Source organism: Brachybacterium sp. NPDC056505 (assembly GCF_042794925.1).
Lineage (GTDB): Bacteria > Actinomycetota > Actinomycetes > Actinomycetales > Dermabacteraceae > Brachybacterium > Brachybacterium kimchii.
The window spans coordinates 17611-29519 of record NZ_JBHTSV010000045.1; the positions used below are offsets into that span (position 1 = coordinate 17611).

At 73.6% G+C, this 11909-nt stretch carries 13 protein-coding genes; 1 reads left to right on the forward strand and 12 read right to left on the reverse strand.

Annotation, left to right across the window (positions count from 1 at the left end; translation table 11 throughout):
- Positions 1-7 precede the first annotated feature (7 nt).
- The 4 genes from frr to rpsB form a co-directional block, all read right to left on the reverse strand.
- On the reverse strand, positions 8-574 hold the full coding sequence (frr, locus tag ACFQ53_RS15990; protein ID WP_152353597.1) for a ribosome recycling factor: 567 nt from the start codon (positions 572-574) through the stop codon (positions 8-10).
- A 177-nt stretch (positions 575-751) separates the two neighbouring features.
- Entirely contained in the window at positions 752-1510 is a 759-nt protein-coding gene (pyrH, locus tag ACFQ53_RS15995) for a UMP kinase (protein ID WP_377861420.1), read from the reverse strand.
- A 193-nt stretch (positions 1511-1703) separates the two neighbouring features.
- Positions 1704-2528 carry a translation elongation factor Ts gene (gene tsf / locus ACFQ53_RS16000; protein WP_249480745.1) on the reverse strand — a complete coding sequence of 275 codons (825 nt, stop codon included), beginning with the start codon at positions 2526-2528 and terminating at the stop codon, positions 1704-1706.
- Positions 2529-2627: 99 nt separating this feature from the next.
- Entirely contained in the window at positions 2628-3650 is a 1023-nt protein-coding gene (rpsB, locus tag ACFQ53_RS16005) for a 30S ribosomal protein S2 (RefSeq protein ID WP_200503596.1), read from the reverse strand.
- 564 nt (positions 3651-4214) lie between these two features.
- Here rpsB and ACFQ53_RS16010 point away from each other — a divergent pair.
- Positions 4215-4832: a murein hydrolase activator EnvC family protein gene (locus ACFQ53_RS16010; RefSeq protein ID WP_377861423.1), complete on the forward strand. Its 618-nt coding sequence runs from the start codon at positions 4215-4217 to the stop codon at positions 4830-4832.
- An 11-nt stretch (positions 4833-4843) separates the two neighbouring features.
- On the opposite strand, the gene ACFQ53_RS16015 is transcribed toward ACFQ53_RS16010, so the two are convergent.
- The 8 genes from ACFQ53_RS16015 to lepB (ACFQ53_RS16050) form a co-directional block, all read right to left on the reverse strand.
- The gene (locus ACFQ53_RS16015) at positions 4844-5920 is read right to left on the reverse strand and encodes a tyrosine recombinase XerC (RefSeq protein ID WP_377861426.1); all 1077 of its coding nucleotides are present in this window, start codon (positions 5918-5920) and stop codon (positions 4844-4846) included.
- A gap of 80 nt (positions 5921-6000) precedes the next feature.
- The gene (gene dprA / locus ACFQ53_RS16020; protein WP_377861429.1) at positions 6001-7278 is read right to left on the reverse strand and encodes a DNA-processing protein DprA; all 1278 of its coding nucleotides are present in this window, start codon (positions 7276-7278) and stop codon (positions 6001-6003) included.
- Positions 7278-8843, reverse strand: a complete 1566-nt coding sequence (locus ACFQ53_RS16025; RefSeq protein WP_377861432.1) for a YifB family Mg chelatase-like AAA ATPase — start codon at positions 8841-8843, stop codon at positions 7278-7280. The genes dprA and ACFQ53_RS16025 overlap by 1 nt, the downstream gene beginning before the upstream one ends.
- Positions 8840-9247 (reverse strand): YraN family protein, encoded by a 408-nt coding sequence (locus ACFQ53_RS16030; RefSeq protein WP_249480750.1) that lies wholly within the window; start codon positions 9245-9247, stop codon positions 8840-8842. Before ACFQ53_RS16030 ends, ACFQ53_RS16025 begins: the two co-directional genes overlap by 4 nt.
- Positions 9248-9355: 108 nt before the next feature.
- Complete coding sequence (locus ACFQ53_RS16035) at positions 9356-9658, reverse strand: DUF2469 domain-containing protein (RefSeq protein WP_109275318.1); 303 nt, start codon at positions 9656-9658, stop codon at positions 9356-9358.
- Positions 9655-10530, reverse strand: a complete 876-nt coding sequence (locus tag ACFQ53_RS16040) for a ribonuclease HII (RefSeq protein WP_377861435.1) — start codon at positions 10528-10530, stop codon at positions 9655-9657. Before ACFQ53_RS16040 ends, ACFQ53_RS16035 begins: the two co-directional genes overlap by 4 nt.
- Positions 10531-10538: 8 nt before the next feature.
- Positions 10539-11348 (reverse strand): signal peptidase I, encoded by an 810-nt coding sequence (lepB, locus tag ACFQ53_RS16045; protein WP_377861438.1) that lies wholly within the window; start codon positions 11346-11348, stop codon positions 10539-10541.
- 10 nt (positions 11349-11358) lie between these two features.
- The gene (gene lepB / locus ACFQ53_RS16050) at positions 11359-11895 is read right to left on the reverse strand and encodes a signal peptidase I (RefSeq protein WP_377861440.1); all 537 of its coding nucleotides are present in this window, start codon (positions 11893-11895) and stop codon (positions 11359-11361) included.
- Positions 11896-11909: the final 14 nt, after the last annotated feature.

Consider the following 11909-nt stretch of genomic DNA (forward strand, 5'->3'; position numbering starts at 1 on the left):
CGGGCGCTCAGACCGTGGCCAGCTCGGTCTCCTTGGCCGCGAGCGCCTCGTCGACCTGTTCGATGAACTTCTTGGTGAGCGCCTCGAGGTCCTTCTCGGCGCGCGACCCCTCGTCCTCGCCGACCTCCTTGTCCTTGACCAGCTTCTCGATGGCCTTCTTCGCGGTGCCGCGGCTGGCGCGCACGGCCACGCGGCCGTCCTCCGCCTTGGACTTGGCCTGCTTGATGTAGTCCTTGCGGCGCTCCTCGGTGAGGGCCGGCAGGACGATGCGCAGGTTGTCGCCGTTGTTCGTGGGGTTCACGCCCAGGTCGGAGGCGCGCAGAGCGCTCTCGACCGCGCCCGTGGAGGACTTGTCGTAGGGGGTGACGATGACCGTGCGGGCCTCGGGGAACTGCAGCGAGGCGAGCTGGTTCAGCGGGGTCGGGGCGCCGTAGTACTCCACGGTGATGCCCTGGAACATGGCGGCGTTCGCACGACCGGTGCGGATCGTGGAGAACTCCTCCTTGGTGACCTCGATCGTCTTGGTCATCTTGCTCTCGGCGTCCTTCAGGATGCCGGGGATGTCATCGCTCACGTCGCGCTCCTCGCTGCTCTTCTCGTGGCTCAGGTCGTGCCGGCTCCGGCTTCGTGCGCCGGGGCCGCTGTCCATTCTCCCCCATCGCTCCCCGTCGTGCGCGTCCGGCGGCGGCCGGGACGCCTGCGGAGGGGGCGTGAGGGCCGGGTCGGACGGCGTCCGCCCCGCCTCGCGGGCTCAGTCGCCGGTGACGAGGGTGCCGATGCGGTCGCCCACCATGGCACGGGTGATGCTGCCGGGGGTGTCCAGGCCGAACACCATCATCTGCTGGGCGTTGTCCATGCAGAGGCTGAAGGCCGTGGCGTCCACGACCTTGAGGCCGCGCTGCAGGGCGTCGTTGTAGGTGATCTGCTCGATCTTCTCGGCGGTCGGGTCCTCGTGCGGGTCGGCGGTGTAGACGCCGTCCACGCCGTTCTTGGCCATCAGGACCTCCTGGCAGCCGATCTCCAGGGCGCGCTGCACAGCGACCGTGTCGGTCGAGAAGTACGGCATGCCCGCGCCCGCGCCGAAGATGACCACGCGGCCCTTCTCGAGGTGGCGCACGGCGCGCAGCGGCAGGTAGGGCTCGGCGACCTGGCCCATCGCGATGGCCGTCTGCACGCGCGTGGAGACGCCCTTCTGCTCGAGGAAGTCCTGGAGGGCGAGGCTGTTCATGACGGTGCCGAGCATGCCCATGTAGTCGGCGCGGCGGCGGTCCATGCCGCGCTGGGAGAGCTCGGCGCCGCGGAAGAAGTTGCCCCCGCCCACGACGACGGCGCACTCGACGCCCTGCGCGACGCCCTCGGCGATCTCGCCGGCGATGCGGGAGACGACATCGGGGTCGACGCCCACGGTGCCGCCGCCGAAGGCTTCGCCCGAGAGCTTGAGGAGGACGCGGCGGCCGCCCTCCTTCTTCGGGAGAACCGGGATCTGGGAGGTGACGGACGCCTGGGTCATGGAAGGTCCTTCCGGTCGAGGTCTCGGGCGATGATACCGGCGCGCGGGGCGGCGGGCCCCATGGATCGGCGCGGACGTGATCACGTCCGCACCCGCGACGACGGAGGGCCCCGCATCCGTGGCGGATGCGGGGCCCTCCGGGAATCGGGCGCGACGCGGGCGCGGGGCCCGGGCGCTCGTCAGATGCGCGGGATCAGTTGCCGACGCGGAAGCGGACGAAGCCCGTGAGGGTGCCGCCGGCGCCCTCGAGGACCTTGCCCACGGTCTGCTTGGGATCCTTGGCGAACGCCTGGTCGAGCAGGACGTTCTCCTTGAAGTAGCCGTTGAGGCGTCCCTCGATGATCTTCGGGATGGCCTTCTCGGGCTTGTTCTCGTTCTTCGCGGTCTCCTCGGCGATGCGACGCTCGTCGGCGACGATCTCCGCGGGCACCTCGTCACGCGTGAGGTACGCGGGCGAGTAGGCGGCGATGTGCATCGCCACGTCGCGCGCGACCTCGGCGCCGGCCTCGTCGGTGGCGACGAGGACGCCGACCTGCGGGGGCAGGTCCTTGTTGGTGCGGTGCATGTACGAGGTGACGACCTCGCCCTTCACGCGGCCGATGCGGCGCACGACGATCTTCTCGCCCATGGTCGCGGCGGCGCTGGTGAGGGCCTCGCCGAAGGAGGTCTCGGCGAGCTGCTCGGGGTCGGTCGCGCCGGACTCGACGGCCGCGGCCACGGCCTCGTCGCCGAGGGCGACGAACTTGTCGTTCTTGGCGACGAAGTCGGTCTCGGAGTTGAGCTCCACGAGGGTGCCCTCCTGACCGCCGTCGGCGTCGCGGATGTCCGCGGCGATGAGGCCCTCGGAGGCGCTGCGGCCCTCGCGCTTGGCGATGCCCTTGAGACCCTTGACGCGGATCAGCTCGACGGCCTTGGCCTTGTCGCCCTCGGCCTCGTCGAGAGCCTTCTTGACGTCGAGCATCCCGGCGCCGGTGGACTCCCGGATCTCCTTGATGTCAGCAGCCGTGTAGTTCGCCATGTGTTCCTTCTTCCTGGTGGGAGAGGTCGTGCGGGGAGGTGGGGAGGTGCCCCCGGGCAGGGTGCGCCGCGGGGTGCGCACCCTGCCCGGGGAGCGCGCTCACTCGGAGGGCTCGGTCTGGACCTCGGTCTCGCCGGCGGACGCCTTGGCGTCCTCCTCGGCACCGAGGACCTCGGAGGCCTCGACGTCGGAGGCGTCGGCGGTGGGGACCTCGGGGGTCTCCTCGACGGCCTTCTCCTCGGCCGCGGCGGCCTTCTGCTCCTCGAGGTTCTTCTCGGCACCGGCGACGCCCTCGGCCTCGGCGGTGACGGACTCCTCGGCGGGAGCGCCGTCCTGCTGGACCTCGGACTGCTTGAGCAGCTCCTGCTCCCACTCGGCGAGCGGCTCCGCGTCGACCGCGGAAACGTTCTTCTCGCCCTTCTCCGACTTCGCGTGGCGATCCTGGAGGCCCGCGGCGACGGCGTCGGCCACGACGCGGGTCAGCAGGGCGACGGAGCGGATCGCGTCGTCGTTGCCCGGGATCGGGTAGGTGATCTCGTCGGGGTCGCAGTTGGTGTCGAGGATCGCGACGACCGGGATGTTGAGCTTCTGGGCCTCGTCGACGGCGAGGTGCTCCTTGTTGGTGTCCACGATCCAGACGGCGCTCGGGGTGCGGCCCATGTCGCGGATGCCGCCCAGGGTCTTCTCGAGCTTGTCCTTCTCGCGGCGCATCATCAGCAGCTCCTTCTTGGTGCGGCCGGAGGAGGCCACATCGTCGAAGTCGATCTGCTCGAGCTCCTTGAGGCGGTTCACGCGCTGCGAGACCGTCTGCAGGTTGGTGAGCATGCCGCCGAGCCAGCGCTGGTTCACGTAGGGCATGCCCACGCGGGTGGCCTGCTCGCGGATGGACTCCTGCGCCTGCTTCTTCGTGCCGACGAACAGGATGGTTCCGCCGTGGGCGACGGTCGCGCGGACGAACTCGTACGCCTTGTCGATGTAGGTGAGCGTCTGCATCAGGTCGACGATGTAGATGCCGTTGCGCTCGGCGAACACGAAGCGCTTCACCTTCGGGTTCCAGCGACGGGTCTGGTGTCCGAAGTGGACGCCGCTCTCGAGGAGCTGGCGCATGGTGACGACTGCCATGGTCTGTCTCTTTCCCGGCCCTGGGCTCGCGCGGCGCACCGTGGCGGCGTCCGCGGTCCTCGCGCAGGACCTGCATTCTCGGTTCTCCCCTGCCGCCGGACGGCGCAGGGCCTGGTGCCCGGCCCTCCGACCTCCCCGGATCCCTACCCCGCCGGGAGGCGGGGACGCGGATCGCGAGGACCGACGACCGGATGGACCATGCGGGCACGCGAAGTCGCCCGGACATGCCGGACGCTGTCGTCAGTCTAGCCGACCGCGCTCCCCGCAGGCACCCTCCGGGGAGCGCCGTGCATCACGCGCGGCGCGGCGTTCACCCCGCCGATCCTCCCCATCCCCCGGTTTTCCACCGCCGGGGCCCCGGGGCCGACGGGACGGCGCGCGCGGCGCGAGGATCCGGGCATGGCTCCTCACCCGGCCCACCGTCCCCGCCCCGTCCGTCCGATCCGATGCGCGCGGACCCCGCGTCCCGTGCGCACCGCGCTCCCCGCGCTCGGCCCGCCTCCCGTGCACCGGACCGCGCGCCGGCCCGACGGCCCACAGGGCTCCCACGCCCCACGCGGTGCGATGCGCCTCCTGGTCGCGCTGATGGGCATGGTGCTGGTCGCCGCGCTGCAGATGACGGTGCCCGCGCACGGCGATCCCGGGGCTGCCGGGGACCCCGCGGGAGGCGGCGGAGCCGGCACGGACGCCTCGGCGCAGGCCCGATGGGAGTGGCCGATGGCGTCCCCGCACCGGATCATCGCGCCGTTCGTCGCGCCCGAGCACCGCTATGGGCCGGGCCACCGGGGCGTGGACATCCTCGCGAGCGGCGCCGAGGTGCGAGCCGTCGAGGACGGGACGGTCCGCTTCGCCGGTTCCGTGGCCGGTCGGGGCGTGGTCTCGATCCTCCATGCCGACGGGCTGCTGTCGACCTACGAGCCGGTCACGGCGGACGTGCGGGCGGGCGATCGGGTGCGCGCCGGCCAGGTGATCGGCGAGCTCCAGGAGGGCGGGGACGGCGCGCCGGGCGACGGCGAGGGTGCGAGCCACTGCGCGCAGGCGTGCCTGCACCTCGGGGCTCGACGCGGAGGCGCGGACTACGTGGATCCCGAGCCGCTGCTGCGCGGCGCGGAGCCGAGCGTCCTGCTGCCCCTGGAGGCGGCGGGGACGGCGCTCGCGCTGCTCGGCCGGCACGCGGGCTGAGGACCGGCGGATCAGGCGCGCGGGTGCGCCTGATCCAGGGTGCTGCGCAGGCGCTCGGCGCTGACGTGGGTGTAGATCTGGGTGGTGCCCAGCGAGGAGTGGCCCAGGAAGTCCTGGACGCTGCGCAGGTCCGCGCCGCCCTCCACGAGGTGCGTGGCGGCGGTGTGCCGCAGCGTGTGCGGGCTGATGTGGCGGTGGATCCCCGCCTCCTGGGCGTGGCGGTCCACGAGGGTGCGCACCGCGCGGTCGCCGAGGCGCCCGCCGCGGGACCCGAGGAACAGCGCCTCCCCCGAGCGCGTGGAGGCGAGCACGGGGCGGCCCGCGCCGGTCCATTCCTCGATCGCGTGGATCGCGGGGAGGCCGACGGGCACGATGCGCTCCTTGGAGCCCTTGCCGACCACGCGGACCGTGCGCTCCGCGTGGTCGATCGCGCGCAGGTCGAGGGCGACGAGCTCGGAGACCCGGAGACCCGAGGAGTAGAGCAGCTCGAGCACGGCCGCGTCGCGCAGGCGCAGCGCCGCCTCGATCAGGCGCTGGGAGTCGTCGGCGCCCTGTCCATCGTGGCCCTTCCCGTCCGGGCTCGGTTTCCCCGTGCCCCGCCTTCTCGTCTCCTCGTCCTCCGTGCCGGGCGCACGGCCCGGCGGGCGGGGCGCTGCGGTCCCGTGCTCGGCCGCTTCGAGCAGCTCCTCGGTCTGGTCCTGGCTGAGCACGGCGGGCAGATGGCGGCCCCGCTTGGGGGCCTTGAGCCGCCCGCCGATGTCCTGCGGGATCCGTCCGGTGCGCGCGAGCCAGGTGGTGAAGGTGCGGGCGGCCGCGGCCGCCCGGGCGAGGGACGAGGACGCGAGGCCCGCCTCGGCGCGGGCGCCGAGCCAGGAGCGCAGGGCCGTCACGTCGAGATCCGCGAGCTCGATGCGCTCGACCTCGTGCAGATGCTCGAGCAGGCTGCGGGCCTCGCGGGAGTAGGCCACCACCGTGTGCTCGGAGCGTCCGCGCTCGAAGCGCAGGTGCTCGACGAAGGCGTCGAGCACGGCATCGTCCTCCTCGGCGCGCACCGCTCCCCCATCGCGCGCGGTGCTCCCGGTGGCCATGGGCCCAGTGTGGCACCGCGCCGTCGACGGGACCGGGCGGCGCGCCCCCGCGACGGCGCGCCGCCGAGCCGCACGATCGCTCAGCGCCTGCCCACCCTCTGCCCGGTGATGCTCACGTGCCCGAGGGCGTCGAGCCTCCCCAGGGCCGCCATCACCTCGCTCTCGCGACGGCCGACCTCGCTCGCGAGCCGGTCGATCGTGATCCGCGAGCGCGGCGGCACGGCGTCCAGCACGCGCCGGTCTGCGGGGTCGAGGAAGTCCAGCTCGTCCTGCTGGGCGAACGAGGAGTCGCCGGCCGGGGCGGACCCCGGCAGCAGCTCGCGGATCTCCTGCGCCTCGCTGACCAGGACGGCCTGTGCGTCGCGCACGAGCCGATGGCAGCCCGCGGAGGCGGCCGAGGTGATCGGCCCGGGCACCGCGGCGACGGTGCGCGGCGGCTCGAGCGTCCCGGCATGCCGCGCGGTGGACAGCGCGCCGGAGCGCCAGGCCGCCTCGACGACCACCACGACGCGCGCGAGCGCCGCGATCAGCCGGTTGCGGGCGAGGAACCTCCATCGCGTGGGCGCTGTCCCGGGCGGGGCCTCGCTGAGAAGCACGTGGCGCTCGCGGATCGCGCGCAGCAGCTGGTCGTTCCCCCGCGGGTACAGCCGGTCGAGGCCCCCGGCGAGGACGGCGATCGTGGGCCCGCCGGCGGCGAGCGCCCCGCGATGCGCCGCGGCGTCGATGCCGTAGGCCCCGCCCGAGAGCACCGTCGCCCCCTCCGCGGCGAGCTGTGCGGCCATCGACGAGGCGCAGTCCTCCCCGTACGGGGTCGAGGCGCGGGAGCCGACCATCGCGATCGCCCGGTCGTCGGCGAGCCGCCCCGGATCCCCGGGGCCGTGCGCCCACAGGCAGAACGGGGCCGCGGGCCCGAGATCGTCGAGGCCCGTGGGCCATTGGTCGTCCCCGGGCACGATCACGCGCATGCCCAGGCCGACGGCCCGATCCAGGGCGGCCTGCGCATCGATCCTCCCGTCGCGCTCCCTCCAGCGAGAGAGCGCGGCCGCGGCGGCGGCGCGGCGATCGGTGCGCTGGGCACGGGGCGCGCTGGGGTCGCGGACCGGCAGGACCCGCAGGGCGTGCTCGACCGCGTCGAGATCCCCGCGCGCGAGGATCTCCAGCCCCTCGCGCACGCCGTGGACCGTGCAGGTCGAGTGCGCGGCGTCGTCGGAGGGCTCCGCGAGCAGCGACCAGGTGATGCGGGCCGTGCGATCCGCCGGCGACGACGCGCCCGCCGCGCCTGCGCCGTCCGACGCGACGCGTGCGCCCGGCTGCTCGCGCCCTTCGCGCGCGGAGTCCCGCGGGCTCATGGAGGTCATCACAGGTCCTTCCCGCGCAGGGTGAGCGCGAGGCCCACATGGTCGGTGTCGGGACGCGCGCTGCCCTCGAGGTCGGCGAGGGTCCAGGCGACGCGCAGCACGCGGTCGTGGCCGCGCAGGGTCAGGCGGCCGTGGGAGAGGGCGCGCTGGAGCATGGCCGCGGCGCGGTCCTCGGCGCTGTAGGCGCGTCGCAGCTCGGGGCCGGGGATCTGGGAGTTCAGGTGCCAGGGCTCGTCGGCGAAGCGCGCCGCCTGGCTCTGGCGGGCGCGGGCGACGCGGCGGGCGATCTCCGCGCTGGACTCGGAGGATCCGGCGTCCCGTCGCATCGGGTCGACCGGTCCCACGTCCACGCGCATGTCGATCCGGTCCAGCACCGGACCGGAGATCTTCCGGAGATAGCTGCGGCGCTGCATGGGGGTGCACGTGCAGCGGGTGCCCTTCCCCCACGAGTGCCCGCAGGGGCATGGGTTGGCGGCGAGCACGAGCTGGAAGCGCGCGGGGTAGCGGGTGACGCTCAGCGCGCGGTGCAGGGTGATGTCGCCGGTCTCGAGGGGCTCGCGCAGCGCCTCGAGCACGCGGGAGTTGAACTCGGGCGCCTCGTCGAGGAAGAGCACGCCCGCGTGGGCGCGGGAGACCGCGCCGGGGCGGGCGATGCCGCTGCCGCCGCCGATCACGCTCGGGGCGCTCGCGGTGTGGTGCGGGCTCTCGAAGGGCGCGGTGCGGATCAGGCCGCCTCCGGCGTCGAAGGTGCGGTCCAGGGAGCGGATCGCGCTGAGGGCGATCGCGTCCTCGTCCTCGAGGGCGGGCAGGATCCCGGAGATCCGGGAGGCGATCATCGTCTTCCCCGTGCCCGGAGGCCCCTGCAGCATCAGGTGGTGCCCTCCGGCGGCGGCGACCTCGGCGGCACGTCGCGCCTGGGCCTGACCGATGACGTCGGCGAAGTCGAGCCCGGGGCGGCGCGCGCCGACGTCCGCCCCGGGCGCGGGCGGTCTGCGCGGCGTGAGGACCTTCTGGGCGGGACGGTTCAGGGGCGCCCGGCACCCGTGATGGCGCATGACCTGGCCCAGGTCCGCGGCGGAGAACACCTCGATGCCCTCCACGAGCCGCGCCTCGCGCGCGTTCCCCTCGGGGACCACGGCGCGGCGCACGCCCGCCGCCCGCGCGGCGATCAGCGCGGGCAGCACGCCGGGGACCGGGCGCAGCGTCGCGTCCAGACCGAGCTCGCCGAGGTGGACGACGTCCGCCACGGCCTCCGGGCTCAGCGTGCCCTGGGCGGCGAGGATCGCGACGGCGATGCCGAGGTCGAACCCCGAGCCCACCTTGTGGATGAAGGCGGGGCTCAGGTTCACGGTGATCCGGCGCTGGGCGAGCGGGGTGCCGATGGCCCCCGCCGCCGCGCGCACGCGCTCACGCGCCTGCAGGGTGGTCGAGTCCGGCAGCCCGACCAGGGAGAACGCCGGCAGCCCCTGGGCGACGTCGGCCTCGACCTCCACGAGTGTCCCGGTGACGCCGCGCAGCCCGACGGCGCCCGTCCTCGCGCCCCGGCATGTCGTCCCGGCGCTCATGACACGGACCGCAGGTGCTCGATCTCGCACCCTCCCGCACCCAGCACGTGCACGGCGACCACGTCGATCCGCACCTCGTGGTGCCGCGGGGCGTGCTCCATGAGGTACGCGCCGGCGAGCGCGCGCAGGCGTCGCACCTTGAGCGGGGTGACGGCTGCCTGCGGGACGCCGGTGACCAGGGTGCGGCGCGTCTTGACCTCGACGAACACGAGTGTGGTGCCCTCGAGGGCGACGATGTCGATCTCGCCGGCGCGGAAGCGGGCGTTGCGCTCCACGATCTGCCAGCCGGCCTCGGCGAGGTGGTCGGCGACGACCTGCTCGCCGATCCTCCCGAGCTCGAGGGCGCTGAGCCTGGCCAGAGGGACGGCGGCGGGGAACGGGATGGGGGCGGGTCGGCGTGTCATGCCCTCACCCTGGCGCTCGCGCACGCCTCGCGCGCGGCCGGGGCCGCCGTTGTGGATGACGGGGCACTGGGGAGGAACGGAGGGCGGGCCGTGCGTCGGCCCCCGGGATCAGGGAAGCGCGATGTCGGGCTTCGCGAGCTCCTCGATGTTGACGTCCTTGAAGGTCACCACGCGCACGGAGCGGACGAAGCGGCTCGAGCGGTAGATGTCCCAGACCCAGACGTCGGCCAGGGTGAGCTCGTAGAAGACCTCGCCGCCGGCGGTGCGGACCTGCATGTCGACCTGGTTGCACAGGTAGAAGCGGCGCTCGGTCTCGACGACGTAGGTGAACAGCCCCACCACGTCGCGGTACTCCCGGATGAGCTGCAGCTCCATGTCGGACTCGTAGCTCTCGAGGTCCTGCGTGCTCACGGCTGCGCCTCCTTCGGGATCCGGGGACGGGGCTGCTCGCCCGCGTCCGACCACAGTACGCCAGGGACACCCAGCGTCTCCTGGACGTTCGCGCCCCCGCTCACGGGGAGTCCCAGGTTCCAGGACCTGCGGTGCTGGGCGTGGGCTCCGCGGGTGCGCAGCGCCTCGCGGTGCGCCGCCGATCCGTACCCTTTGTTGCCCGCCCACCCGTAGTGGGGCGCGAGGGCGTCGAGCTCGACCATGTGCGCATCGCGCGCGACCTTCGCGAGCACGCTCGCCGCGGCGACGCTCATGCAGTCGCGGTCCGCCTTCACGCGCAGCTGCACGGAGGGAACGGTCCGCCCCTCGGTCCGCTCGCCCGCCGCATCGGGGGCCAGTTCGGCGAGAGCCGGGGTGATGACGTCGGCGTCTCCGTCCATGAGCACGATGTCCGCGGCGACGCCGAGCCCGGTGATCGCGCGGCCCGCGGCGAGGCTCAGCGCGGCCAGGATGCCGCGGGCGTCGATCTCCTCGGGGCTCGCCCACCCCAGGGCGTGCGCGTGCGCGACCTCCCGGAGGGGGCCGACGAGGGCTTCGCGGCGTCGGGCGGTGAGGACCTTGGAGTCGCGGACCCCCTCGGGCAGCGCGCGCTCCGGACCGTCGGATCCGATGAGGACGGCGAAGGCGCCGACGACCACCGGGCCGGCGAGCGCTCCGCGGCCCACCTCGTCGACGCCCGCGACGACGACGGGGCGCGCGGGGTCGGCGGAGTCGTCGCCGCGCGACGCGTCGGGCGCGGCGTCGGCGTGCGCGAGAGCGAGGGCGATCTCGGTGTCCCAGGTCGGTAGCACCGATCGGCGCCGACCCGCGGGCGAGGACGCGAGCGTGGTCACGGGCGCCCTCAGGAGGGGTCGGGGACGGAGGCGAAGGCGTCGCGCCCGTCGCCCAGCCCGGTCCAGCGGTTCACGGGCCAGAAGATCGCGACCGCGCGACCGGTGACGTCGTCCTCGTCGACGTAGGGCTCCTCGCCCTGCGAGTAGTGGTACGAGGAGTCCGCGGAGTCGAAGCGGTTGTCGCCCATGACCCAGAGCTTGTCCTTCGGGACCGTGACGTCGAAGGAGGTCTGGCAGGCGGGGGTCTGGGGATTGATGTAGGGCTCGTCGAGGGTCTCGCCGTTCACCGTGAGATCTCCGCCCTCGACGCACTCCACGTGGTCACCGGGCAGGCCGATCAGGCGCTTGACCAGGTGGTTCTGGGAGGGATCGGGGGCCAGGCCCACCCAGCTGAGCACCGTCAGCAGGCGATAGCGGGAGGACTGGTCAGCCCCTGTCTCGCTCTCCATCCAGTTCTGGGTGTCCTCGAAGACGACGACGTCGCCGCGATGGAGGTCGAAGACCCCGGGGCTCAGCTTCGAGACCAGGATCTTGTCGTTCTGGACCAGCGTCGGGTTCATCGAGTCCGAGGGGATGAAGAACGGCTGGATGAGGAAGGTCTTGACGAGCACGGCGATGATCAGGGCGACCAGCATGGTCACCGCGTAGTCGAGCCAGCTCCCGCGGTACCCGCGGCGCCGTGCGGCGCGCGCGCCGCCGCTCCCGCCGGGGCGGGGGCGCTCCCCCGTGCCGCCGGTGCTCGCGCCCTCCGACGACTGGTCGCGGACGGTCGCGTCCTCGGGATCGTGGTCCCCGGGGGTCGGCGCCTTCTCGTTCATCGCGCTGATCCTATCGGTCGAGTCGGCCGGCTCTTCCCAGGGGCCAGACAATGCGACTGGCCTCACCGATCACGCGATCGGTCGGGATCATGCCACCGCCGGGCGACCCGAGCAGGAAGCGGGAATCCGTGGAGTCCGCCCGGTTGTCGCCGAGGACGAACATGCGCCCCTCGGGGACCTCGAGGTCGAAGCGGACCGTGCTCGTGTCGGTGCCGGGTGCGAGGTAGGGCTCCTCGAGCCTCTCGCCGTTCAGCACGAGGTGTCCGCCGTCGTCGCAGCAGCGGATGCTGTCACCGCCCACGGCCACCACGCGCTTGACCCAGTAGCGCGAGATCGCGCCGTCCTTCGGGAAGTAGCCCGAGCCGTCGAAGACGACGAGCTCGCCGCGATGCACCGCCGCGGAGCCGGTGCGGTCGGCGAGGATCACGTCGCCCGAGCGCAGCGTCGGCTCCATCGAGCCGCTGGGCACGCGGAAGGGCGCGGCGACGAACTGGCGCACGCCGAACGCGACGACCAGCAGCAGGACCACGCACGCGGCGGCGGCCACGAGGAGTGGCCGCC